Source organism: Kitasatospora cinereorecta (assembly GCF_024172095.1).
In the GTDB taxonomy this organism is placed as follows: Bacteria; Actinomycetota; Actinomycetes; order Streptomycetales; family Streptomycetaceae; genus Kitasatospora; species Kitasatospora cinereorecta.
This window is the reverse complement of record NZ_JAMZDX010000004.1, coordinates 788,607-814,511: the sequence shown is the minus strand read 5'-3', so window position 1 is coordinate 814,511 and position 25,905 is coordinate 788,607. Positions and strand designations below refer to the sequence as shown.

The 25,905-nt window shown below is 73.6% G+C and carries 13 protein-coding genes; 4 read left to right on the top strand and 9 right to left on the bottom strand.

Annotation, left to right across the window (positions count from 1 at the left end; all coding sequences use genetic code 11):
* The first annotated feature begins 321 nt into the window (after positions 1–321).
* The gene (locus tag FHR36_RS39490) at positions 322–5,502 is read left to right on the top strand and encodes a tetratricopeptide repeat protein (RefSeq protein ID WP_301330533.1); all 5,181 of its coding nucleotides are present in this window, start codon (positions 322–324) and stop codon (positions 5,500–5,502) included.
* Positions 5,503–5,542: 40 nt separating this feature from the next.
* Here FHR36_RS39490 and FHR36_RS23845 read toward each other — a convergent pair whose 3' ends face one another.
* Positions 5,543–7,687 (bottom strand): tetratricopeptide repeat-containing protein, encoded by a 2,145-nt coding sequence (locus FHR36_RS23845; protein ID WP_253800209.1) that lies wholly within the window; start codon positions 7,685–7,687, stop codon positions 5,543–5,545.
* A gap of 56 nt (positions 7,688–7,743) precedes the next feature.
* On the bottom strand, positions 7,744–8,220 hold the full coding sequence (locus tag FHR36_RS23840) for a hypothetical protein (protein WP_253800208.1): 477 nt from the start codon (positions 8,218–8,220) through the stop codon (positions 7,744–7,746).
* A gap of 623 nt (positions 8,221–8,843) precedes the next feature.
* On the opposite strand from FHR36_RS23840, the gene FHR36_RS23835 reads away from it, so the two are divergent.
* Positions 8,844–12,146, top strand: a complete 3,303-nt coding sequence (locus FHR36_RS23835; RefSeq protein WP_253800207.1) for a P-loop domain-containing protein — start codon at positions 8,844–8,846, stop codon at positions 12,144–12,146.
* An 808-nt stretch (positions 12,147–12,954) separates the two neighbouring features.
* On the opposite strand, the gene FHR36_RS23830 is transcribed toward FHR36_RS23835, so the two are convergent.
* Together FHR36_RS23830 and FHR36_RS23825 are read right to left on the bottom strand one after the other, a co-directional pair.
* Positions 12,955–14,511 (bottom strand): S53 family peptidase, encoded by a 1,557-nt coding sequence (locus tag FHR36_RS23830; protein ID WP_253800206.1) that lies wholly within the window; start codon positions 14,509–14,511, stop codon positions 12,955–12,957.
* A 935-nt stretch (positions 14,512–15,446) separates the two neighbouring features.
* Complete coding sequence (locus FHR36_RS23825; RefSeq protein WP_253800205.1) at positions 15,447–16,724, bottom strand: alpha/beta hydrolase family protein; 1,278 nt, start codon at positions 16,722–16,724, stop codon at positions 15,447–15,449.
* A gap of 637 nt (positions 16,725–17,361) precedes the next feature.
* Between FHR36_RS23825 and FHR36_RS23820 the strand changes: the two genes are divergently transcribed.
* The gene (locus tag FHR36_RS23820) at positions 17,362–17,613 is read left to right on the top strand and encodes a hypothetical protein (RefSeq protein WP_253800204.1); all 252 of its coding nucleotides are present in this window, start codon (positions 17,362–17,364) and stop codon (positions 17,611–17,613) included.
* Positions 17,614–17,987: 374 nt separating this feature from the next.
* Here the strand turns inward: FHR36_RS23820 and FHR36_RS40365 are convergent, their stop codons facing one another.
* From FHR36_RS40365 to FHR36_RS23800, 5 genes are read right to left on the bottom strand one after another with little or no spacing between them, the layout of a single operon-like run.
* The gene (locus FHR36_RS40365) at positions 17,988–18,149 is read right to left on the bottom strand and encodes a NucA/NucB deoxyribonuclease domain-containing protein (RefSeq protein ID WP_407660859.1); all 162 of its coding nucleotides are present in this window, start codon (positions 18,147–18,149) and stop codon (positions 17,988–17,990) included.
* 33 nt (positions 18,150–18,182) lie between these two features.
* Entirely contained in the window at positions 18,183–19,880 is a 1,698-nt protein-coding gene (gene atzF / locus FHR36_RS23815) for an allophanate hydrolase (RefSeq protein WP_253800203.1), read from the bottom strand.
* On the bottom strand, positions 19,877–23,554 hold the full coding sequence (uca, locus tag FHR36_RS23810) for an urea carboxylase (protein ID WP_253800202.1): 3,678 nt from the start codon (positions 23,552–23,554) through the stop codon (positions 19,877–19,879). Before uca ends, atzF begins: the two co-directional genes overlap by 4 nt.
* Before the next feature lie 5 nt (positions 23,555–23,559).
* Complete coding sequence (locus tag FHR36_RS23805) at positions 23,560–24,204, bottom strand: urea amidolyase associated protein UAAP2 (RefSeq protein WP_253800201.1); 645 nt, start codon at positions 24,202–24,204, stop codon at positions 23,560–23,562.
* Positions 24,201–25,043 (bottom strand): urea amidolyase associated protein UAAP1, encoded by an 843-nt coding sequence (locus FHR36_RS23800; protein WP_253800200.1) that lies wholly within the window; start codon positions 25,041–25,043, stop codon positions 24,201–24,203. The genes FHR36_RS23805 and FHR36_RS23800 overlap by 4 nt, the downstream gene beginning before the upstream one ends.
* Before the next feature lie 154 nt (positions 25,044–25,197).
* Here FHR36_RS23800 and FHR36_RS23795 point away from each other — a divergent pair, with 154 nt between their 5' ends.
* On the top strand, positions 25,198–25,881 hold the full coding sequence (locus FHR36_RS23795; RefSeq protein ID WP_253800199.1) for a TetR/AcrR family transcriptional regulator: 684 nt from the start codon (positions 25,198–25,200) through the stop codon (positions 25,879–25,881).
* Positions 25,882–25,905: the final 24 nt, after the last annotated feature.

The following is a 25,905-nucleotide window of genomic DNA, read 5'->3' as shown; positions in this document are numbered from 1 at the left end:
CCCGCGCCGGTGCCCGGGCAGACTGCATCTCACGGACAGTGGCGGCCACCCCGCAGGCCGGCATCTCGTTGGTTCGGCCGGCGGCGTGAATGCGGCGAGGTAGCCGTGTTCATACGGCTCCGGTCGGCCTCGCGGAGTGTACGGATGGCCCTTGGCAGGTACACCGGCTCGGAGTCCGTCAGCCGCGGTGGGCGACCCAACCAGCGCGTTCGGGGCAAGTGGTCTCCCTTCATGTCCGGAGCCGAACGACCAAAGACACCCTGACTTCGGACCTACTCGTCTAGGGTCTGACGCATGGTCACATCGCTGTGAGGGGGGCCGATGACGGGCGAGGGTGAGGAACCGGCGGGGGAGCTCCGGCCGGGCGCGAGGGTGGTCGTCACCGGCGACGTCACGGTCACGGCGTCGGACGGCTCGGTCGCCGCGCTGCACGTGGACGAGGTGACGGCGGTCGCCGCTCCGGCGGCTGCCGGGCCGCTGTCCGTGGCCGACGGTCCGCGGGGCGACGGGGCGACCGTGGTCACCGCCATCGGCGGCATCGCCGTCGGCTCGGTCCAGAACCTCACCGTGCAGGCCGCGCCGCTCCCGCCCGTCTCCTGGCCGCTCACCGTCGGCATGGTCCCCGCTCCGGACGCGGCCGCGCAGCCGCGCACCGCCGCCGCGCGGGAACTCGCGGAGGCGCTGACGGCGCACCGCACCGTGCTGCTCAGCGGCCCCGGCGGGGTCGGCAAATCGCAGTTGGTCGCGGCGTACGCGCAGCGGGCGCTGGACAGCGGTGCCAGTCGGTTCGTGCTCTGGGCGGACGCGACGGACGGGGCCTCGCTCACCACCGCGTACGCGAACGCCGCGCGGAAGCTGCAGCTGTGCGACCCGAAGGACGATGATCGCGACCGGCAGGCCGACGCCTTCCTGGAGTGGTTCCGCACGCCCGGCCCGTCCGCCCTGGTCGTCCTCGACGACCTCGCCGACCCGGCCGCCCACGCCGACCGGGTGCCGCACAGCGCCGCCGCGGACCGGCACGTCGTCGCCACCTCGAGGCGTCGCGCCGCCGATGCCGACGGGGTGTTCGGCGCGGTGACGGAACTCGGCACCTTCGAGGCCGGAGAGTCGCTCGCCTTCCTGCGCGGGCGCCTGCGCGCCCGAGAGCGGACGGCGTACCTGGCCGACGACGAGCACACCGCCCACCTGGCGGCGCTCGCCGACGAACTCGGGCACCTTCCGCTGGCCCTGGGCTACGCCTCGGCGCTGATGGCCCGTGACCAACTGACCGCCGAGGAGTACCTGGACGAGCTGCGGGAGTACGCCGAGCGTCTGGACGAGGTGCTCCCCAGTCCGGTGCCCGACCGACCCGGTGTCACCGCCGCCCTCCGGCTCTCCCTGGAGGCGGCGAACCGCCACCACCCTGAGGGCGCCGCAGACCCGGCCCTGCGGCTCGCCGCCTGCTACGACCCGGCCGGGCACCCCGATCGCCTGTGGCAGGCGTCGGAGGTGGGGGAACTGCTGATCCGTCACGGGGTCGTCGAGCCTCGCGCGTCCCGTCGGCACCGCCTCGGTGACGCGGCGCTGCGGGCGCTGCACGAGTACGGGCTGATCACCCACGACCGGCGCGCCGGGCACCGGGCCGTCCAACTGCACGCGCTCACCGCGCGCGCCGCCCGCGACCTCACGCTCCCCGCCGAGCTCGCCGCCCAGACCGCCTGCGCGACCACCGCGCTGCTCGGCCTGTGGCCCGAATCCGACTACGCCGACGCCGAGTTGGAGGAGGTCCTGCGAGCCAACACGCGCGCCCTGCATCGCCACCTCGGCGACCGGCTGTACGACGCCCCCGACGGCCCCCGGCTGCTCACCCGCCACGCCCGCAGCACCGGCTCCGCCGGACTGTTCCGCGACGCGGCGGACCTGTGGGAGCGGCACGCCGAGACTGCCGAGCGGCTGCTGGGACCGGACGATCCGGAGACCGTGGCGGCCCTCACCGGCCGGGCCGGGAGCCGGGTCGTGGCCGGTGACCACCGGGCCGCGTTGCTCTGCGCGGAGGACGCCGTCGCGCGGGCGCTGCGCATTTCGGGTCCGGACTCCGAGTCGTACCTGTCCGCCCGGCTGGTGCTGGCCCAGGCCCACACCGCGGCGGGCCGCTACGAGCAGGCCGCGGCGCTGGCGGGCGGCCTGGTCGCGGACACCGCCTCCGCCCTGGGTGCGGACCACGAGGTGGCCCTGGCAGCCCGGATGGCCGCCGCCGATGCGGAACGCGCGTGCGGGCGGCTGACGGCGGCGGCCGAGCACGAGCAGGCGATCCTGGACCGGTTGAGCCTCTCGGGTCTCCTCACCCGGCGCGACGAACTCCACCTGGAGGGAGCGGCGCTGATCACCGGCTTCCTGCGCACCGGCGACGCCCGGGCCGCCCACCAGGCGGCTGTCGGCCTGCTGAAGCGGCGGACCCAGTTGTACGGCCCGGACCATCCGGAGACCTCGGCGGCGCGGCTCGCGGTCGCCCTCGCCGCGCTGCGGGCCGGCCGGTCGGCCGAGGCCCTGGAACAGGGGGCGGCGTCGGCCGCCGCGTTGGCCGCCGCCCTCGGAGACCGCAGCGACGTGGTGCACACGGCCGGGATGGTCGCCGCGTCGGCCCTGGTCGCACTCGGACGCCCGGCCGAGGCCGTGACCGCGGCGACCGAGCTGGCGGCGTCCGCCACCGTCGGCCTCGGTGCGGAGCACCCGATCGCGCTGCACTGCGCAGCCGTCCTGGCGGGTGCCCTGACCGCCGCCGGTCGGCATGCCGAGGCCCTTCCGGTCCTGGAGCGGACCGCGGAGCTGCGGGCCCGCGTCCTCGGTCCGCGCCACCTGGACACTCAGGTCTCCCGGGCCGAACTCGCCGCCGCCAGAAACCTCGTGGGCCGCTCGGCCGAGGCGGAGGAGATCCTGCGCGAGGTGTACGAGGTGTACGTGGCGGAGCGGGGTGCCACGCACCCGGACTCCCTCACCATCCGGCACAATCTGGCGCAGATCGCCTCGGGCCAGGGCCGGGACGCGGAAGCCGCGGTCGAACTGGCCGAGGTCGTCCGCCTGCGGGCGGAGCAGCTCGGCCCCGCGCATCCGCACACCATGACGGCACGTCAGTCCCTGGCCGTCGCCTGGGCGAGCGTCGGGCGGGTGCAGGACGGCCTCGACGAGAACCGCGCCGTGGTGGAGATCCAGGCCCGGACGCTGGGCTTCGCCCATCCCGGCACCTTGCTCAGTCGCCTCAACGCGGCCCACGCCGTCCAGGCCGGCGGACACGTCGCCGAGGCGGTGGAAGAGCTCCGCGGGGTCGCGGCCGACGCCGCCGAGACCCTCGGTGCGGGCCATCCGACCTCCGTGACCGCCCGGTCGAACCTGGCGGCGTGCCTGTCCGACCTCGGTCGGCACGAGGAGGCCGTGGCATCGGCCCGGGCGCTGGTGGAGCAGGCGGCGCCGGGCGACCCCGCAATGTCGCTGCTGCGCACCGGGCTGGCCCGTGCGCTGAAGGCGGCCGGCCGGGCGGCCGAGGCGGTCGCGGTGCAGGAGGAGTCGCTCGCGGCCGCCGAGTCGGCGTTCGGCCCCGACCACCGCACCACGCTGATCGCACGCAGCGACCTGGGCAACATGCTGGTCGACGCGGGCGAGCCGGAGCGGGCGGTCGAACTCGCCCGCACCACACTGCTGGGGGCCGTGGAGCGCTATGGGGAGGACCACCCGGAGAGCCTGACGGCCGCCGTCAACCTCGGGGCGGCGCTCTACCAGGTCGGGCTCGTCGAGCAGGCGGCCGCGGTCACCGCGGCGGTCGCGGAGGCCCACGAGCGGGTCCACGGTCCGCTGTCGCCCGCCACGCTCAACGCGCGCAACAACCTGACGGTCGTGTCGGCCGAGCTCGGCCGGACCGCCGAGGCGATCGGGAACGGCCGCGAGGTGCTGGCCCGCTACCAGCAGCTGGGCGGGCCGCGGAGCCCCGACGCGCTCGTCGCCCAGGCCAACCTGGCGGCGGCACTGCGCGCCGCGGGCGAGTTCGAGGAGGCCCTCGCCCTCGGCCGCGAGGTCGTCGACGTGCGGCGCGAACTGCTCGGACCGGAGCATCCCGCCACCCTCAATGCCGAGGTCGGCCTCGCGAACCACCTCTGGGACGCGGACCTGGTGGACGAGTCGATCGACTTGGAGCGGCACGTGCTGCGGATGCGCGAGGCGGCGCTCGGCCCCGGGCACCCGGACACCAGAATGATCCGCAACAACCTCGCGCACACCCTGTCCGCCCTCGGTGACAACGCGACTGCGGCCGAACTGCACCGCAGCAATGCCGACTTCGCTGTCGAGCTGCTCGGCGCGAACCACCTGTCCGCGCTGACGAGCCGCTCCGCGCGCGCCCGTGAACTCAGCTCGGCCGGGCGGCACGCCGAGGCGGTGGTCGAACTCGAGGACGTGGTGGCCCGGGCCGATGCGGCTGTCGCGGACGCGGCGCCGCGATCCGACCTCCGGCTCTTCCTCGCCCTGACCCTCGGCGAGGCCGGGCGTGACGAGGAGGCCCTGACGCTGATGCGGCAGGTCGCGGCCGAACGCGTGGAGCGGCTCGGAGCGGAGGCCCGGGGCACCCTGACCGCCCGCACCAACGTCGCGTCGATGCTCGGACGGCTCGGCCGGACCGTCGAGGCGCTCGCCCTCCAACAGGAACTGCTGGAGATCCGCGAGCGGGTGTGGGGGCCCGACCATCCCGAAAGCCAGGCCGCCCGCGCCGAACTCGCCGTGGCGACCTACCGGGCCGGCCGGTTCGCCGACGCCGCAGCCTTGTTGGCGCCGGTCCAGGCGGCACGGGCCGCGGCGCTGGGACCCAACGATCCCCGGGTGCTGATGCTCACCGGGAACCTCGCCGGCATGCGCTCGCGGGCGGGCCTGGCGGAATCGGCCATCCCGGTGGAGGAGGACGTCCTGGCGCGGCTGGAACGCCTCGGCGGGCCGCACCACCCCACCACCATCTGGGCCCGTGGCAACCTCGGCGCCAGTTGCCGCCGGGCCGGCCGGTTCGCCGACGCCGTCCGGCACCTGCGGCGTGCCCACGAGGACGCGCTCGTCGTCCATGGCGCCGCCCACCCCGACGCCGAGGCCGTCACCGTCGGCCTCGCCGCCGCCCTGCTCGGCGACGGACATCCCGGCGAGGCGGCCGAACTCGCCGGAGCTGTCCGGGACGCCGGCGTGGCGGCGGGCAGTCCGGGGCATCCGAGGGCTGTCCAGGCAGCCACCGTGCTGGCCCGGGTCGCCCTCGCGAGCGGGCGGCCCGAGCAGGTGGCCGAGGTCGCCGGGCCCGCGCTCGCCGTCGCGCCGGAGACCATCGGACCGCACCACCCCGATACCTTGACGCTCCGTCACCTCGCCGCCGTCGCTGCCGGATCGGGGGTCGCCGAGGCGCGCGCGGCGCTGGCCGGGGCCCTCGGGGAGCGGCACCCGGAGTACCTGCAGGCGCTCGGGTGGGAGCCGCCGGAGCCGACCCAGACCCCATACCGGTGATTCGGCCGTGCTGCCGGCGGCCGCTGGTGCCGGCCAAGGGCTACCTCCCTCGTCGCCACCTCCTGCCTCGGGATTGTCCCTGCCAGTACGTGAGTGCCTGCCGGGTGGTGGCAACGTCGGGATGGTCCGGGCGGAGGACACGCAGTTGCTCGTTCAACAGATCGGTCAGAACGGTCACGGCGCCTCGTGCGTCGCCCGACTCGCCCAGCCAGTGGCCGAAGCGGAAACGGGTGTCGAAGGTGCCCGGGTCCTGCCGCCCATACGGGCGGAACTGCTCGTTGACGAGCTGGCGATAAATCGCCACTGCCCCGGCCGGGTCTCCCGCCCTCCCCTGCCACTCGGCGGCTTTGCGGCGCAGCTCGGAATCGGGCGGGCCCGTCCGTCCGTCGACGGCCGCGATGTAGCCGTCATCGGCGAGCAGATCGCGATAGACGCGTGCGACGCCCGGCAGGTCGCCGGCCTGTTCGAGCCAGTAGGCCAGGCGGTAGCGCAGCTCGCTGACCTCCTTGACCAGACGGACCCGCTCGGAAGGGTACAGCCCGTACTCCGGTCCCAGCAGCGCCAGGTGCTCGTCGATCACGCAGCGGTACTCGGCGATCGCGGAGGCCGGGTCACCCGATTCGGCCCGCAGCCGGGCGATCCGGCCGCGCAGCTTCGTCACGGACTCGTGCCGTGCTCCCAGCCGGTCGGCCGTCGTCGGCAGCAGCGTCTCGAAGTAGTCCAGTGCGGCCTGTGGCCGGCCGTCGTCCGCCAGCGTGTCGCCCACCCGGAGCACGAGGTCGTGCAGCTGATGGCCGGTGCTCCACCCGTGCCGGAGTCCGGGGTCGCCGGAGCCCAGCATCATGGCCGGGGCATTGCGGGTCAGCGCCTCGACGTTGGAGCGCAGCACGTTCGGAGGGAAATCGAGGGTGCGCGAACGCAGGTGCGGCGCCTGATCCCGCGGGTGAACCAGGAAGAACGTCATCAAGTTCGCCTCGTCCGCCGACTTCCGGGACGCGACGAAGAGCAGGTTGGCGGCCAGGTCGGCCAGCTCTGCGGCCCGGCTCGCGGACACGCCCTCGCGGATGGCTCGCTGCACCACCGGATGGACCCGCACCGACCGGTCCTGGTCCGCCGGATCGTAGTCGAGCAGGCTCCACCGGTGCAGCAGCGCGAGCGTCTCGTCGGCGCGCTTGTCCGGCTCCGCATCCTCTGCCGGTCGGTCGGTCCGCTGCCAGTCGAGGGACCTGACCGCAGCGATCAGCATCGCAGCCGGAATGCCGTCGGAAGCCAACGGCGCCGTCAGTTCCAGCAGCATCCGCGCCGTCCCGACCGGCTCCATGGCGTCGGCGCGCTCCAGCGCGAGGTCCCAGGCGTATGGCAGCGGCAGGCTCTGCTCGTCCGGCAGCCCGCCCGGGTCCGGCACGAGGTCGGTCAGCCGCCGACTGTCGTCGCCGAGCAGGCGGAGGTAGTCGGCGCAGCTCAGACCGGTACTGGCCAGGCAGGCGGCCGCCTGCGCGAGCGCGAGCGGCAGGTGTCCCAGCTCGCGGGCGAACGCCTCCAGTTGCTCGGGCGCCTCGACTCGGCCGGAGGCGGCGAGCACCGCTGTGAGGTAGCCGAAGGCCTCGGCGGAGCTGAACGACGGCACGGTGACCACCTGTCGGCCAAGCCCCTCGCGAGCCGCGTCCCGGCGCCAGGTGGTGACCAGGGTCCGCCCCACGGGGTGGTCCGGCGGCCAGAGTCCGCGCAGATCGTCGGGGTCGACCAGGCCGTCCAGGACGATCAGCCGGCGAACCGTCTCCCCGGCCCCGCCCGGCCGGAGCCAGGCGAGGAACTCCCGCGCGCCCTGCTCCGGATCGGCCAGGTCACGACCGGTGATCTCGGTGATGGCCCGGGCGTAGGCGGTCAGGATCGCTGCGCGGCTGTCGGCGGTGATCCAGACCAGCAGGTCGAGTTGCCCGGCCTGCCAGGCGGTGCGGGCCTCGCTCGCGGCCAGCTGGGTCTTGCCGGCGCCGGCGGTGCCGACCAGGATCCGGCAGCGCGCAGGAATGTCGGGAGTATCGAGAACGGCCCGGTGCTGGAAGCAGTGTGCGGTGTTCGGGACCGCCCCGACCTGGTGCGGCCAGGTGGCCGGGGCATGCCGGCCGGCGTAATAGGCCACCTGGTCGGCGTGGCCGACGGCGAAGCTGTGGTTGCTCGCCCGCACCCCTGTGAGCGGCGGCGGTGGCGAGGTTTGTGACGGGCTTGGCTCGGCCGGTCCGTTCAGCCCTTGGACGGATCCGGCGCCTGAGGGTGGCCGATCTGCACGCCCCCGTGGATCACACCGGCGGCGACCGAGCCTTCCTGGGCGCTGATGTGCACGTTTCCGCCGACCGCCATCCCGCCGTCCCCGGCCGACACCCGGGCCTGGGTCGCGCTCTCGGCCAGCAGCTCGCGCAGCGCCTCGCCGGCGCGCTCGCGCTCGTCCTCCGGCAGGTCCTCCAGGAACGCCTCGAACCGGGCCTGCCAGGAGGCCTCCTGGCGGATCCGGAGCCGCTCCAGCTGCCCGCCCTCGGCCGCCGCAAGCTCGGTGGCAGTGCGGCTCAGCCGCTCCAGCTCGGCACTCTCACGCTGGGAGTTCCCTCGCCCGAACCAGGCGGCCACCCGGCCTCGGAACCCCTCCCAGGCCTGGGTCCCGGCCGCCGTCATCACCGCCGTCCCACCGGACATGGCCAGCGCGGTCAGCGCCTCGGACAGCATGCGCGATCCCCCCTCGTCGACAACCGTGACCCCGACCGTACCGCGAGCCGGGCGTCGTGCGCAGGCGGAAATTCCTGCGGGCAAAATGATGTGACTCCTCGTCAGCTCGGTCGGCCGAGTGGTCACCCTGAGCGCTGATGGCAGCGGGAGGCGGAAGGCGCAGAACGCCAGGGCCCCGACCGAGCGGGCGGGCGCGTACGGCACACAGAGCAACGGGCACCGAATCCCGGCACGCCGATGGGTGCAGCTCGCGCAGCTACGGCATCGGCGCCGGCGGCTGGTCCGAGCGCGATTCCTCGGGCCGCGGCCTGAGCGGTTCGCGTCGAAGGATTGCGGGGTGTGGCCGACTGCGGCGAGGGATCCGGCGTACTACCTCCGTGACGAGTGCGAGGACGGCGGCGAGGAACGCCAGGACATCGCCGGCGAGCACCAACCAGGTTTCCATGTCTGCTCCTTGGCTCTGGACTAGGCCCAGACTGCCTCCCGGCTGCGTACGATTTGTGTGCTGTCGTGTGCTGTCTGCGTCATCCGGCACAGCCGAGGCGTGTGAGCTGTTGCATCGTCAGCAGGACCGCGCGGGACACGGGACGGCGGGTGGACACCGAGGGGAGAGGCGGGGGCCGATGGGAGCCGGCAGGGGCGAGCGGGTCGACCGGTCGGCGTGGCCCGACGAGGGTCCGACCAGGAAGCTGCTGGAACTCCTCGACAAGGTGCGTGCCGAGAACGGCATGACGGGCCTGCGGACTGTTGCCCGGAGGATGGGTCTGTCCTCGCCGACGAGGGTCAGCCACTTGCTGCGCGGCGCGGGCCTGCCGGCCGACGAGCCCCAACTCGACAGTCTCGTCCGGGCTCTGGGCGGGGGAGACGAGGACGTCGTACGCGCGCGAAGGCTGTACGCGCCGGCCACTGCGGCCAGGAGCGAGGAGGCCGCCGCGACGCAGTCGGCGCGTCGGCAGAGCAGGTCGGGCTGGCTTGAGCAGGTGCGGGACATCGCTCCTGCCGGAGGTCTGGTGGGACGGGAGACGGAACTGGCGGAGCTCGCCGAGTTCTGTGCGGGTGACGAGCCGTACGTGTGGTGGCAGGCGCCCCCGTGGGCGGGCAAGTCCGCACTGCTGTCGTCGTTCGTGCTGGATCCGCCGACCGGCGTGGACACGGTCGGGTTCTTCCTCGCGGCGCACGCCGCCGACGCGGGTGCGTTCACCCATGCTCTGCTGGAGCAGTTGGCCGCCTTCACGGACCAAGCGGTCACGGCGCCGCCCGGCCTCGGCGCCCGGGACGCGTACCGCCGCCGACTGCTGCGGGATTCCGCCGCGAGGTGCCGGGCCGCCGGCCGTCGTCTGGTCCTGGTGGTCGACGGGCTGGACGAGGATCAGGGGGCCCGGCCCGGGTCAGGGCTACCGAGCATCGCATCGCTGCTGCCGAAGACCTCCATCGACGGCCTGAAGGTGATCGTCACCAGCCGGCCGGCTCCGGCGGTCGCGGCGGATCTCGACCAGGACCATCCACTGCTTCGTTGCCGGGTCCGGCACCTGGCGGTATCGCGGTACGCGACCCAACTGGAGCGCCTGGCACGCAACGAACTCAACCAGTTGCTCGCCAGTGATCCGGTCCACTGCGAACTCCTCGGCCTGCTGACTGCGTCCGGGAGCGGCCTGACCCTGACCGAGCTGGAGGAACTCACCGGGCGCGCAAGGTTCGAGATCGATCAACCGCTGGACAGCGTGTTGGGGCGAACCGTCGCCGAGCGGGCGGACCATGTCACCGTCGAGCCGCGACGCGTGGTGACGTTCACCCACGAGACGCTGCGGGCGGAGGCGACCGACCGATTCGGCGACCTCGTGCTGGACCGGTATCGCGACCGTTTCCACACGTGGGCCGACCTGTACCGGCACCAGCGGTGGCCGCAGCACACCCCCGGATACCTGGTGCGCGGGTATCCGCAGTTGCTGTTCGCCACCGCGGACTGGCCTCGGCTGGTGGTGTTGGCCATGGACCGGGCACGCCATGACCGGCTGCTCGGGCTGACGGGTGGCGCTGCCGCCGCGTTCGCCGAGGTCCAGGCCGCCCTTGATCTGGTCGGGCGGGAGAACCGCCGCAATCTGCCGGTGCTGGCCCGGCTCGCCGTCTGTCGCTCCGCCCTTGAGCACCGGGACCCGGACGTCCCGGTCGGGTTGCCGGCCGCCTGGGCGGCGCTGGGTCACACGGTCAGGGCGGAGTCCATGGCGAACAGCATCACTGATCCGGTCAGCAGGGCGCAGGCGCTGACGGAGGTGGAGGCGGTTCTCGCCGCTGAGGGCGATCAGGAGCGGGCCGATGGTGCCGCGCCCGGCGGATCGGGACCGTCACCAGCCGCGCCGCAGCCGTCCGGGAAGCCGGGACGGCCGGAGCCGGTGGCCGACGCGGTACCCGCGCGGGATGACCGCGCGCTGGCCCTGTTCGCGCTCTGCGACGTCCTCTCCCAGCACATCCCGGACAGCCGATGGCCCGACGAGCTGGCACGTGCGGCCGAACTGGCCCAGGAGTCGGGCGCCGCCTTGAAGCCGGTGCGGCAGTGGGCGGCCCAGGCAGTCGGACCGGCGTCCCGCGGGAGCGGCGACTCCACGAAAGCCCTGATGGACAAGGTCGAAACCGAGGCCGGCTCGATCGCCACGGCGAATGAGCGCGTGGAGGCCCTGGCCCTGGTGCTCGACGTCTGCGCCAGGACCGGCGACCTCGACCGGGCGGTACGCATCGCCGGCACCCTGCGGGAGGCGGCCGAAGCCCTGGAGGCCCCGGGCCGCGCGTACGCCGACGTCGTGGATTCGCTGCTGGCGCGGACGCACTACCGGGTGCGCCCGCCGGACGAGCTTCGGCGGACCGCCCGAGCGGCCGACCAGGATGCGGAGCTGACCCGAGCAACCGCGTACAACGCCCAGGCGCTCGCGCTGGCCACCCTGGCACACGCACTCGCCGTCGCCGGCCGCCGGGGCGACGCCCACCGAGTGGCAGCCGAGGCAGAGGTCGCCGCCGATCACGCGACACCCCTGTCGCGTCGGGCGCAGGCGTTCACCACGCTGGCCTGGACGTACGTGCTCACCGGTGATCGCCGATGGGGGGTGAAGGCAGCCGAACTCGCGGGGACCGCCGCCCGTTCGGCCAGCCGCCCGGACCAACTGGCCTACGCTGTCGTTGCGTTGGCGCAGGCACTCACCGACGCAGGATTCGACGAGCGGGCCGACCGCGCCGCCACCGCGGCGGTCGAACTCACCGCCGTCATGGCCGAATCGGTCGGCGACCCGGAGCCCTGCGTACAGGTCCTTGTCGAGATGGCGCGGCTGCTCGCCGAGGCGGCGCGACCGGAACAGGCCGGGCGGGTGATCGCGAACGCTGAGGCGGTGGCGGCGCGCATCGCCGACCCGTTGGAACAGGCCAGGGCGAGCATCGCCCTGATCGGCGCGCTGAACTCGGCGGGATCGCCCGGCCGCGCAGCGCGTCTGGCCGATCAGGCGGTCGACCAGGCCTACGTGGTGGCCCGCGCTGCCCAGCAATGGCATCACTTGCAGGCCCAGCTGCTGACGACCCTCGCCGATGACCTGGCCGACGTCGGTCACCCCACCCAGGCCACGAGCATCGCCCGTGCGATCAGCCACTTCCCGAGCCGACGCGCCGCCCTCGCGCACCTCGCGCGGCCGACGAATCGGCCCAAGATCGCGGCGCCCGATCCCATGAAGTCGGCTCTCGTCGGCGTCAGTCCCCAGGTCCGGCTTCTGGCCGAGCAGGCGTACGACCTCGCTGCGCGCGGCGATCACGAACAGGCAGCCGATCTCGCGGCCCAGCTCCTGGCGGCCGGCCCGTGGACCGCCGCCGTTCCCACGCTCGCGATCGTCGATCACGAGGCGCTCCTCGCGGCCGCCGAAGACCTGCTCGACAGCCTCGTCGACGCATGAAGCGGTCGTCGGGTGGGGCGGGTCGTCGTCGCGTGGCTGTCCAGCACCCCAGCTGCCCGCTCCGGCGTGGAGCGACGCCAGGCGCCGCGCCCGCACCGTACCGCCCGGGTAGGCCGCCGCTGCGGGCGGTGACGGAGCCGGCGGTTGAGCTCACCCGGTGGCGTTCACCAGGTGTTCTGCCCTGGGCTGCGGCTTCGTCGGAGCCGGTGGAGTCGAGCGGGTCAGGTGGCGCTTCCGGCTCGCAGTGATCGGCCGAGGCGGAGGACCAGCAGCACGATCCCGGAGCCGACGGTGACGGGGCCGGCCGGCACCACCGCCACCCCGAATCGGTGGCCCCGGCACGATGCGAGCACTCGCCTCCCCGGCTACCCGAACCGGCATCGCCGGCCCCACGCGATGAGCCACGACGCTCTGCCGGTTGTTTCACCAGCCGCCCGTCCCGGGTGCGCCTTTGAACGGGCCGCGGATTCGGGAGGGCACCGCCACCGGCGGGCGGGGATAGTCCCAGACGGATTCCGTGCCGGAGTCGTCGAACCGCATGACCTTCTCCCTCCGCGTCCTGTACATCCGCCCACCTTCGTCCCCACGGAGAGCGGACGCATCTCGCGGCGAATGCGCATCGTCGCAGGAGGCGCGACGGCCCAGCCGGGTCCGCCGCCGGGTGGCCGGCAAGACCGGGGAGGGCATGCCGAAGACCCCCGTCGAATGCCGGCGGGGGTCTTCTTGGCGGGCTGCCAGGAGTCGACGAGAACGCGTCCTTCGGCAGCGGGGCGGCACTGGGGCACGACGGGCGTGTCCTGACGTGGGGTCAGACGCCCTGGAGTTCCTTCACCAGTGCGGTGCCGTCCGGGATGCCCCAGCCAGTGACGGCGTCGTAGCCGGTATTGACCGGGTAGCCCGGCGACGGGGGGTTGGATCGGTTGTCGTGGCCGGTCGAGATGTCGCGGCAGACTGCTTGGCCGACTGTCTGCCCGTTGATGCTCTTGTAGAGCAGGGGAGTGAGGAAGCGCTGCCGTTTGCCTGCAGGCAGTGCGGCGTCGACGCGGGCGATCAGTGCGGCCCACACCGGGGTGGCGGCGCTGGTGCCGCCGAGGGCCTGGGGCTGACCCTCGAAGGTCACGTCGTAGCCGGGGGCGCCGGCGAGCGCGGCCACGTCCGGTACGACCCGCCCTTTGGGGGCGCCCGGGTTCAGGGAGTCGACGTCGATGTTGTCCTGCCACTGCGGGCGGTCGACGACGGCACTGACGCCGCCCCCGCTCGCGCCGCCGCCGGCGTTTCGGCGCCCCGGCGCCTCCCACCAGGACACTTCCTGGCCGGCGGACGCGATCTCGCTGCCGCCGACGGCGAGGACGGAGTCGCTGGTGGACGGGAAGCTGACATGGGCGGCGCCGTCTTCGAGCTGAGCCCCGGCTCCGTCGTCACCGGAGGCGACACAGACCGTGACCCCGAGGCCCGCCGCACCCTCAAGGCGCTTGTAGACCTCGTCACGGGCGGCGGAGGAGAGTTGGGGATCCTCCTCCGGAAGCCCGTAGCTGACCGAGAGAGCCACCGGCCGGTCCGCGATGGCCTGGTCGATCAGATCGATCCACCCCTTCTGGGTCCACGGGACGAAGTAGACCGGGATCCGAGCCGCCGGGCAGAGACCGGCAATGATCTCCACGTCCATCATCACCTCGCCCGCGCCGTCTTCGGCCTGCGGCGACAGCTGCCGGGCTGCGTGAAGGGTTCGGGGCGGGTGGAAGCCGAGGGGCACGACATCGACGTGCGGGGTGGGGAGTGTGTGGCTGGCACAGAAGGCCTGCAGATCGCTGCCGAAGTACCCGCACGGGGCGAACTCGGCGATCCCGATCTTCTGGCCCTCCCCGAGGCCGTCGGGGAAGTCGTAGTGGCGCTCGAGGTCTGCCGGCGTGAACGATCCGTGGACGCCCGTGCCCGCGCCTTGTGCGGCGGCCCGCCGCGCCACCCGCCGCTCATCGAGACCGAAGACCCCGGTCACGACCCCCGCCAGCTCGGACGGGATCTTCAACTGGCCCTCGCGGCCGCGGAGCTCGCCTTGCTCGGCAGTGCGGTAGATGCCGAGGTCCGTCTGGAAGGCGGCGTTCATGGCGCTCACCGGACCGCTGGCCACCACACTGCCCGGCTGGAGCCGGACTTCGTCGACCGTGAGGCCGTAGCGTTCCAGGACGGCCTTGGTCTTCTCGGCGTCCTCGCGCCGCTCGGTGGGGATCCGGTCGTCGATGACCACCTTCCCGCGAAGGGTGACGGTCACGCTCACCGGAGCCTGGGCGTCCGCGTCCGCCACTCGGGTCGCATCGGCCATGGAGGGCCGCTTGCTTCCTTCCAGCACCACATGTTGCTCAGTCATCGTCGTCTCCTTGGGCCGACCCGCACTCGACAGCCCCTGGCGTCGCACGTACGGCCGGCCTTGACCACTCGATGATGTCCCGCGTGTCGCCGATCCCTGCCGCCTCCGGACTTCGCACCGGCGACCGCTGTCCGTCCTGTCGATTGCTGTCCGGCCCGACGCCGGATGGCACGTCGGACGTGACCGACAGCCGGCAGCGCGCGGTCGTCAGGGGCAATTGAGGCAGTTCGGGTCATTCAGATATTTCAGGCGGTGAAGTCGCCGCCCACCGCGACACAGAGGAAAGAAATTCCGATGCCGGCGACCGCTGCGTGCGGCTGGTCCGGAACGAATTCGTTCTGCCCGTCAAACCCGGTTCAATGCTCCCCTTCGAACGCGATCGCCGGTGTCGGGACGGTGATGTGAAAGCAGTTGGACATCCCGGGGTTGATGGACATGTCGGCACGCCACCCGAAGTGTCCCACCCGTGCGAGGCTCTCCGGCGACTCCACTGCGACGGCGTTCCCGTGAATCCAACTCGCGTACGCCATGACATCACTCCTCGGGTCGATGGCGCGCGATGGCGGTATATTGCATTCGATCTGCCTTGCCGTCAGTCTCGCACCCCTACGGTGCTTCTTCAAGGGGGTGCAGGGCCGCTATACGAATACTACGTGCAGCTACTTTTATCGGTATTCTTAACTGATCGTGATCGATCCTTTGTCGACGGCGCTGTCCGCCGCCGCCGTGCCGACCACCCGCCTCCGTAGCGAGGCGCACGGGGGCTTCTCGGTACCCGGCGATGTCCTTTGGTGACGGACGAGGACCTGCGAGAGCTGGCACAGCGCTCCAACGAGGAACTGCAGTCCTGGCACTCCAGATCGCTGGTGGAGCAGGTGCGCACCGCGGCCCTGGTGCTGGCCGAGCGGGTGCGCGCACACGGCTCCCGTTGCGCGTTACCGCTCGTAGACCATCTCGGGGAAGCGCGGCGACGGGCCGTCGAGGAGGTGGTCGTCGTGGCCGCGCAGCCAGCGGTCGAGGAACGACGCGACGTAGGAGCGGGTGGACAGGACCGCGCGGTCGGGGCGGACGTCGCCGACGTCGCGGGTCAGGGCTTCCCCGCTGATCGCGCCCTGGTGGGCGAGCTGGGGCAGCAGGGACTGGGCGTCGGTGTAGGAGCCGTGGCGGGAGCCGGCGAGGGTGACGTCGGCGTGCCAGCCGGTGCTGTGCTGCCACAGGGCGTCCCAGCCGGGCTGTTGGTGGTAGCTGCCGGAGTCGGACTCCTGGGTGCCCATGAGCAGGAAGGGCCGGGTCAGGCCGTCCTCGGCGACGGTGGACAGGTGGACCCCGGTGCCGTCCGGGCCGGGGAAGTGCAGTTGGCCGTCGAGGTTGACGCCGGCCTTGAGGCGCGGATCGTCGTGCATGGTCTGCAGGGCCGTGGAGCCGCCCCCGGAGTGGCCGACCATGCCGATCCGGTCGAGGTCGAGGGAGGCGGCGAGGCCGGCCGGCAGTTGCGCGTCGTGGCGCAGCCCGGCGAGCCGGTCCAGGACGAAGCGGGTGTCGTCGACCCGGGTCTGCAGGATCTTGCGCAGGAAGGCGCCCATGTCGATGCCGGGCCGGGCCATCTGCGCGAGGAGGACGGAGGTGGCGAGGTCCCCGTCGGGGAAGGCGACCTCGGAGGCGTCGTAGGTGTGGTCGACGGTGACGACGACGTAGCCGCGCGAGGCGAGGTCCTCCACCAGGGCGGTGCCCCAGGTGCGGGGGTCGCCGAAGCCCGCCGAGTACAGCACGACGGGTCGTCTGCCGCCGGGGAGGGCGGGCGCGTCGGCGCGGGCGTGGGTGCGGATGCCTGCCCAGTCGGTGCGGCCGGGCTCGAAGCGGTTCTCGCTCTGGGCGACGCTGTCGGCGCTGCCGAAGTGGTCGGCGGCGGCGGGAAGCATGTACGGCGCGCGGTCATTGCCGGTGGCGGGCCGGGTGGTCGGGTACCAGAGGCTGACCATCAGCGTGCGGTGCTGCCCGGGTGTCCAGGGGTCGTCCCGGTGGTCGTCGGTGAGCTGCAGGGACGTCGTGCCGATCGGGTACGGGCCGGTGGGCTGCGGCAGCCAGGCCCTGGCCTGCTGCTCGGTGCCCCGTCTCGGCTCCGCCGCCGCCGCCGCGACCGGTGCGCCGATCACGCCCAGTGTCGCCGTCGCCGCCAGCAGTGCCGCCACCGCGGCCCGTCCTCGCCTGTTCATCGCCGTTCCCCCTCGTTCGGTTCCGTGTTCGCCTCGGACACGGGCGACGGTACGGGCAAGGGGAAACGGAAACCGTCGTACCGGGGTGCCAAGTCCTCTGTAGGACCCCGGTATGACGGCGTTCGGCGCTGCAGCTACTTCTTCCCGGCTGCCCGCTGGTGCGCCCTGCCGGCCCCTGGGTCCGCCGTCTTCGGCCGGGGGCCGGTGTGCTCGGGGTGGGCCGGTTGCTGCCGGCCCCGGCCAAGGGTGGGACGCGTGGGGGCCAGGTTCTGGTGGGCCGTCACGGCCCTGCCCGCCGCGCGGCTTTCGCGGGTGTGGTTGGCCCCTGCGGGGGGGCGGGTGCAGCGTCCAGCTCCGCCACCGCCGCGTCCGGCACTGCCGTCCACGCCGCTGCCCCGCCGGCCCGTCCCGCCGCACCCTCGACAGCCCACTGCCGGGCGGCACCGGACTCTGGCCGATCCGGACCCGTGGCTGGCAGAATGACCGGATGCTGAGGCGATGGGCGGCAGGGCTGGCCGTGACAGCCGCCGTGACGGCCGGGTGCGCCGCACCCGCGGACCGGTCGGCGTCGTCCGCCTCCCGACCGGATGCTCCGGCCGTCTCTCCGTCGGGCTCAGTCGATCCGACGGAGCCGTGCGTGCGACAGCTCACCTTCTACCTTCAGGGCTTCCTGGCCGGCGATGCCAGCACCGACCTCGGGGACTACCAGGAGATGGGCCTCTCTGCCGCGGAGGCACAGGCCCTGCGTGCCCTGCGTTCGCGTGCGACGGCCGCTGCATCGGAGGCGCAACTCCCGTCCGGCTGGGCCGCCGTCCAGGCCCGGGCCTCCTGCGACGCGATCGCCCGCGCCGAGGCCACCGCATCCGCGAAGCCACCCGGCTGGCCCTGACCTGCATCAACGCTCCCTGGTGCCGGCCGGGTTACTGAGCAAATCCTGACGTAGAACGGGTCGTTGTCCGACCACGGCCTCATCCAGGTGTACGACTCAGATGCCTACATCCCGGACAACGTCCGGTCGTACTCCACCAGCACCGGCAGTTGCTCCGGCGCCCGCGGCGGCAGGATCAGCTCCGCACGGCCCTGCCCGCCGGTCGCATGCAGCAGGCCCGCAGCTCCTCGAACAGCACCGAATAGCCCGGTCCACCTGCCGGTGGTCGGCTGTCTCCTGGTCGTCACCGGCTGGGCGCTCACCACCGCGGCCCCGGCAGGCGTCACCCGAACCCTCGGCCGGACCTGAGCGCGGGCGTGGTGGACGTATCCGGTTTACGGTGTACACCGCCTGGATCTCGGTGCCTCGGCCTTGTTGTCGGCCGCCTCGATCAAGCGGGCGGAGTACCGCCTGTCGCCGAGCGACGCGCCCTCGTAGGTGGACGAGAAGGGGTATTCGTCGCACTCCGGTCCGGCGCCGGCGTAGTCGCCCCAGATGTCGTCGCATGTGCCGATGGCCGTGGAGCGGCGTCACGAACGTGTCGTCGGGGTACCGGCGGTGAGGTACGCCCGCCAGCCGCCGAACCGGGTGATCTCCCGGGCGCCCCGGAGCGCTGCCGGCTCGCAGAGGAAGCCGGTGACGTGGCTGCCGTCGGCGAGTTCCACGGGTCCGAGCGCCATCGGGCGGGGAAGGGCGGCGAGCAGGGCGCCGAGGCCGGAAGCGGGGAGCTGCCACACCTCGGCCTCCACCGCGGCGCCGCCGTCGGGAGTGCGGACCAGGCCGGGTTTCGGCGGCACGGTGTCCAGCGCGTACAGGCGGTAGGCGGCGGACGTCGTGGTGGTGCGCACGAACCGGCCGCCGAGGGCGCGGAGTTGGCCGTTCAGCGGCTGACCGGTGAGGTGGGCGCCGACCACCGCCAGGGGCAGCGGTGGGGCGGTGAGGAGTGCCGCGATCCTGGCGAGCGTCCGGTCGGTGAAGGCCGCGCCGATCAGCATCACGCCGAACGGCAACCCCCTCACCTCGCCCGCCGGGACGGCGACCGCCGCCAGGTCGAAGAGGTTGGTGGAGTTGGTGAAGCGGCCGAGTCGGGCGTTGGCGCCCAGCGGGTCGGCGGCGACGTCGGCGAGGGTGGGGTGGCCGGGGGTGGTGGGCAGCAGCAGGGCGTCCGCGTCGGCGAGGGAGGCGAGCGCTCTCGCGCGGAGTGCGTCGAGCCTCGCCCGGTCGGCGAAGAGCCGGTGGGCGGGGATGCCGCCGGCCCGGGCGATGATCCCGGCCACGGTGGGGTCGAGGTCGGCGGAGCCCGCGTGCGCGTCGAGGAATGCGCCGACGGCGGCGTAGCGCTCGGCGACGAACGCACCCTCGTACAGCATCGCCGCCGCCTCGACGAACGGAGTCGGGTCGACGGGCAGGAGCTGCGCACCCGCGTCGGCGAGCCGGGTGGCGGCCGCGGCGAAAGCGTCGGCCCAGCCCGGGTCCAGCTCGCCGAGCTGCTCGGCATCGGGGACGGCGATCCGCCAGGGGCCCGGGCGGCGTTGGGGGAGGGACGGCAGTGCGCGGCCGGGTGGGGAGACCAGGTGGGCGAGCGCCCGTTCGGCCTCCGGGAGGGTGCGGGCGAACACGGTCACGCAGTCGAGCGAGGCGCACGCCGGGACGACGCCCTCGGTCGGGACCAGCCCGACCGTGGGCTTGAGGCCGACGATGCCGTTGAACGCGGCGGGCACCCGGCCGGAGCCGGCGGTGTCGGTGCCCAGCGCCAGGTCCGCGATGCCGAGGGCGACTGCGACCGCCGACCCGGAGGAGGAGCCGCCGGAGACGTAGCGCGGGTCGACCGCGTTGCGGACGGCGCCGTACGGGCTGCGGGTGCCGACCAGGCCGGTGGCGAACTGGTCCATGTTGGTGGTGCCCAGGAGCACGGCGCCGGCGGCCTTCAGCCGGGCGACAGCCGGGGCGTCGGCCTCGGGGTGGTAGGCGTAGGAGGGGCAGCCGGCGGTGGTGGGCAGGCGGGCCACGTCGATGTTGCCCTTGACGGCGAACACCGTCCCCGCCAGGGGGAGTCGGGCACCGGCGGCGAGCCGGGCGTCGACGGTGGCGGCGTCGGCTTCCGCCTCGGCCTGCGGGCGCAGGTCGATCCACACCTCGGGCCGGTCGACCTGCGCGATGCGCGCGTAGGCGGCCCGCACCCGGTGGACGGCGGTGGCGACAGCGGCAGGCGGAGTCGATCGGTTCATACGGCGACCTCGGCGACCTCGGCGGGTTCGGCGACGGCGGCAGTCCAAGGTGCGGCGACGGCGGCGGTCCGGGGAGCGGGCGCGGCGGTCTCGACGGGAGCGAGGACGAGCAGAGCGGTACCCGCCTCGACCTGGCTGCCCGGGCCGGCCAGCACGGCTTCGACGACGCCGTCGGCGGGAGCGAGGACAGGTGACTCCATCTTCATGGCCTCCAGCGCGAGCAGCTGCTGACCGGCCGTCACCCGGTCGCCGGGCTCGACGTTGACCTGCCAGACGCAGGCGGTGAACTCGGCCTCGACCAGGCTGCCACCGGCAGGCACCGCGATGTCGGTGACCGGCGGGGCGACCTCGGCCTGGGCCTCCGCGCGGGCGAACTCGCCCGCCTCCGCCCAGGCCGCGCGCTCGGCGGCGAACGCCTCGCCCTGCCGGGCCCGGAAGGCGGCGATCGAGTCGGCGTCGGCGTCGAGGAAATGCCGGTACTCGGCGAGCGAGAAGGTGCCCGGCTCGATCCTCGGCGCGAACCGGCCGGAGGTGAGGTCCGCACGCAGCTCCAGCAGTTCCTCGGCGTCGACCGGGTACCACTTGATCCGGTCGAAGAAGCGCAGCATCCAGGGCCGGCCGGCTTCGAACGCGCCGCGCTGCTGCCAGCCCGACCACACCTGGGTGGTGCGGCCGACGAACTGGTAGCCGCCCGGGCCCTCCATGCCATAGACGCACAGGTACGCGCCGCCGATGCCGACCGAGTTCTCGGCGGTCCAGGTGCGAGCGGGGTTGTACTTGGTGGTGACCAGCCGGTGGCGCGGGTCCAGCGGGGTGGCGACCGGCGCGCCCAGGTACACGTCGCCGAGGCCCAGGACCAGGTACTCGGCGTCGAAGACGGTCCGGTACACGTCCTCGACCGTGTCCAGGCCGTTGACCCGGCGGATGAACTCGATGTTCCACGGGCACCACGGCGCGTCCTCGCGGACTCCCGCCATGTAGCGCTCGATGGCCTCGCGGGTGGCCGGGTCGTCCCAGGACAGCGGCAGGTGGACCATCCGGCTGGGCACCACCAGGTCGTCGGTGGCCGGCAGTTCGTCCTCCAGCCGCAGGACGGCATCGAGCAGGCGGTCCTGCGCGAGGACGTCCGGGTCGATCCGGATCTGGAGCGAGCGGATGCCCGGGGTCAGGTCGAGGACGCCGTCGAGCTCGAGTCCGGCGAGCGCCTCCGCCAGGGCGTGCACCCGCATCCGCAGCGCCAGGTCGAGTTGCATCGGCCCGTACTCGACGAGCAGGTTGTCGTCGCCGCTTCGCCGGTAGGTGACGCAGGGTCGGTCGGCGGTCTCCGCCAGGCGGGTGAGGACTCCGCCGTCCACGATCGCGTCGCGGTCGGCCTGCGCGGGAGCGGCCGGGCGGCGGCGCAGCTCGCGGGCGGCCCGCGCCGTCACGGGTACGAAGCGCACGGTGTCGCCGGGCCGCAGCTGCCCGAGCTTCCAGCGCTGGCCGGTGACGACGGTCGCCGGGCAGACGAAGCCTCCGAGGGAGGGGCCGTCCGGGCCGAGCAGCACCGGCATGTCGCCGGTGTAGTCGACAGCGCCGACCGAGTACGGGGTGTCGTGGATGTTGGACGGGTGCAGGCCTGCCTCGCCGCCGTCCTGTCGGGCCCAGCGCGGTTTGGGGCCGACCAGGCGGACGCCGGTGCGGGCCGAGTTGAAGTGCACCTTCCAGTCGGCTGCGTAGAACTCGCGGATGTCGTCCTCGGTGAAGAACTCCGGCGCCGCGTGCGGCCCTTCGACCGCGCCGATGCTCCACTCGGCGCCGAACGCCGGACGCTCGCCACTCGGCACGGGCGCGGTCCGGCTACGGGCCTCGCCGCCGTGCAGGACGTCCCCGGTACGCAGCGCGCGACCGCCGTGGCCGCCGAACCGGCCGAGGGTGAAGGTGGCCGCGCTGCCCAGGAAGGTCGGCACGTCCAGGCCGCCCGCGACCAGCACGTAGGTGCGCAGCCCGTGCTCCTCGGGGGCTCCGACGGCCAGGGTCTGCCCGGCACCGACCGTGACCGGCTCCCACTGCGGCACGGCGGCGCCGTCCAGGGTCACCGGCGCCGGAGCGCCGGTGACGCAGACCGTCGTCGGGTGGGTGAAGCGCAGCGACGGGCCGTGCAGGGTGCACTCCAGGCCGGGCGCGCCCGGGTCGTTGCCGAGCGCTGTGTTGCCCAGCCGGAAGGAGAGGTCGTCCATCGGCCCGCACGGCGGGACGCCGACCTGCCAGTGGCCGGTGCGGCCCGGCCAGTCCTGAACAGTCGTCAGGGTGCCCGGCGCGAGGACCTCGATCCGCGGGGTCGGGTCGGTGACGGCGGCCAGCGAAGCAGTGGAGTGCGTCGCGTCCCGTACGGCGGGGTCGCGGAGGGCAGCCCGGACCAGCCCGAGATTGGTCTCGATGCCGTCGACGCGGGTCGCCGCGAGCGCGGCGTCCAGCCGGTCGAGCGCCTCGGCGCGGTCGGCGCCGTGGGCGATCACCTTGGCCAGCATGGGGTCGTAGGAGGTGGTGACCTCGGTGCCGGCCTCCACCCAGGTGTCCACCCGGACGCCTTCGGGGAAGGCGACCCGGGTCAGCAGACCCGCGCTGGGCCGGTGGTCGTGGGAGGGGTCCTCGGCGTAGAGGCGCGCCTCGACGGCGTGGCCCACGGGCGGGGGCGGCTCGGCGACCACGGCGGTGTCGCCCTGGGCGAGGCGCAGCATCCACTCCACCAGATCGATGCCGTGGACCGCCTCGGTGACCGGGTGCTCCACCTGGAGCCGGGTGTTGACCTCCAGGAAGTACGCCTCCTCGCGGGCGGCGTCGTAGACGAACTCGACGGTGCCGGCGGAGCGGTAGCCCACCGAGGCGCACAGGTCGCGGGCGGAGCCGGCGAGCCGGCGGCGGACGCGGTCGGGCAGGCCGGGGGCGGGCGCCTCCTCCAGCACCTTCTGATGGCGGCGCTGGAGGGAGCAGTCGCGGTCGCCGAGGGTGACCACCCGGCCCTGCCCGTCGCCGAAGACCTGCACCTCGACGTGGCGGGCCCGCTCCACCAGGCGCTCCAGGAACACCCCGGCGGAGGAGAAGGAGGCGGCGGCCACCCGCTGTACCCGCTCCCAGGCGTCGAGGAGTTCGTCGGCGGAGCGGCAGGCACGCATGCCGATGCCGCCACCGCCGCCGGTCGCCTTGAGCATCACCGGGTAGCCGATCCGCTCGGCCGCCGCGAGGGCCGCGGGCAGGTCGGGCAGCAGGCCGGTGCCGGGGGCGAGCGGCACGCCGGCCGCCTCGGCGGCCGCGCGGGCGGTGTGCTTGGCGCCGAACAGCTCCAGCTGCTCCGGGGTGGGCCCGACGAAGACGATCCCGGCGTCGGCGCAGCGGCGGGCAAACGCGGCGTCCTCGGAGAGGAACCCGTACCCAGGGTGGACGGCGCCCGCACCGGTGTTCTCGGCCGCCTTCAGCACCAGGTCGGGGTCCAGGTAGGAATCCTTGGCCGGCGCCGGGCCGAGCCGGACCGCGGTGTCGGCGAGGCGGACGTGTTCGGTGTCGCGGTCGGGGTCGGAGTAGACGGCGACGGTGTGCAGGCCGAGGCGGCGGGCGGTGCGGATGATGCGCGCCGCGATCTCGCCGCGGTTGGCGACCAGCAGGGTGTCGAAGGTGTGGACGGTGTCTGAGGTCATGGCGGTCAGCCCTCGTCGCTCTCGGGCGGTTCGGTGACGGTCATGCGGACGGCCGTCGGGTCGAAGCCGTTGCAGGGGTTGTTGACCTGCGGGCAGTTGGACAGCAGGACCAGGAGGTCCGTCTCGGCGTGCAGCACGACCTTCAGGCCCGGCGCCGAGATGCCGTCGACGATGCCGAGGGCGCCGTCCGGTTCGACCGGCACGTTCATGAACCAGTTGATGTTGGAGACCAGGTCGCGCTTGCCGAGGCCGTGCCGGGCGCCCTCGGCGAGGAAGTTCTCCACGCAGGCATGCTGCGACCAGGTGTGGTGCCCGTAGCGGAGGGTGTTTGACTCCTTGGAGCAGGCGCCGCCGAGGGTGTCGTGCCGGCCGCAGGTATCCTCGACCACGGTCATCAGCGGGGTGTGCTCGTTGGAGAGCAGCACCGAGCCGGTGGTCAGGAAGATGTTGCCCTGCGCCTGGACGGTGTCGGGCGCGCTGTAGCGCACGGAGGTGTCGTGCGCGTCGTAGAGCAGGAAGTCGGCGGCCTGGTTGCCGTGCAGGTCGGTGACGGTCAGCAGCTGACCCTCGCGGACGACGGCGGACCAGGCGGCGCGGGCCGGGACGGTGTCGTCGTGGACGACGCGGGCACGGGCGGCGGTGGTGGTCATGCGATTCCCCGGGCGGTGAGGTGGTCGACGGTATTGAGGAAGGCGCGGCGGCCCTCCGGGGTGGCCTCCCAGAGCGGGTCGCCGGGGGCGGTGGGCGCGGCGCGGTGGGCGAGCACCTCGAGGCGTCCGCAGGTGTAGGCGGGTCGCGGGTCGAGCGGGTGGGGGACGTTGGCCAGCAGGACGGTGACGTCCTGTTCGGCGCGGAGCGTCACGCCCGCGCCGGGGCCCGCCGATCCGGTGAAGACGGTGCTGCCGTCCGGGGCGATCCGTACGCCCTGGAAGAAGGAGACCGACGGCGGCAGGTCGCGCGGTGAGAGGCCGTTCTTGAGCGCGGCGAGCTTGAACAGCTCGCGTCCGGCGGGGGAGGGGGACTGCGCGGTGCCGTCGCCGTACCGGGCGGTGTTGCGCGCCAGGGTGGAGGTGCCGGTGAGGGCGTCGTGCCGGCCGGAGGTGTCGGCGACGACGGACGCCAGCACCCGGCCCTGGTCGGAGAGCAGCAGGTGGCCCGGGCCGAGGTAGGCGTTCCAGAGCACCTTGACGGTGTCGGCGGTGTTGAGCCGCTCCCACGGCCGGTCGGCGCAGAACAGCAGGAGGTGCGCGCAGGCGTCGCCGTCGAGGTCGGTCAGGCGCAGTTCGGTGCCCCGGGCGAGGACCCGGTGGGTGTAGTTGCCGCCCGCCACCGTCTCCGCCCACACCAGGGCCTCGGGGGCGACGCCCTCGGGCGGCGCGGGCCACGCGCGGGCGGGCAGCACCGGCATGGCGTCGACCGCCCTGCCCCCCTGGGCGTGGGCGTGGTCGCGGGCGCCCCGCGTCGATGCCGTCGCTGACAGTGTCGCCATGGATTCGACCTCCGGGTCCATATTTCTATCGCTCGACAGAAATTAGGGTGGGGCGGAGTCACCGTCATTGCCCTTGCGTTGCAGTGCAGTTACCGGACGCTCACCGACGCGCCGGAACGTCAGGAGGGTGCCGGGCGTGTGCGAGGATCGCAGGGTGAGCCCGCCCCCCAGCCGACGCGTCGGCCGCCCGCGCGCCCAGACCCGGCCCACCAGTGGACTGGAGCCCCGCGAGGAGGTCCTCGCCGCGGCCGCCGAACTCTTCACGACCGGCGGCTACACCGCGACCTCCACCCGAGCCGTCGCCGAACGCGCCGGGCTGCGGCAGGCGTCCCTGTACCACTGGTTCGCCGGCAAGGAGGAGATCCTCGCCACGCTCCTGGAAGGGACCGTCCGCCCGTCCCTGGACATCGCCCAAGGCCTGGTCGCCCGGGCCGGCGCATCGCCGGAGGCCCGGCTGTGGGCGCTGTGCCGCTCCGACGTGGCCCTGCTGTGCGGTGGTCCGCACAACCTCGGCGAGCTCTACCTGCTGCCCGAGGTGCGACTGGAGCGGTTCGCGGAGTTCCACCGTGTCCGCGACCAGCTCAAGTCCGCGTACGGCGAGCTGCTCGCCGCGACCGGCCCGGGTGCGGCCCTCGGCGCCGCCGACCTGTCGTGCCGGACCGACCTGCTCTTCGGCCTCACCGAGAGTGTCATCCTCATCCGCCGCGCCGATCCGGGCCGCGACGCGCAAGCCCTGGCGGAGGCGACGGCCGACGCGGCCCTGCGGGTCGTGGGCGTGGAGCCGCAGCAGCTGGCGCGGTTCGCGGACGAGGGGCGGGGACTCCTCGCCCGGGCGTAGCGGCGTCCCGCCGCGACCGTCGGG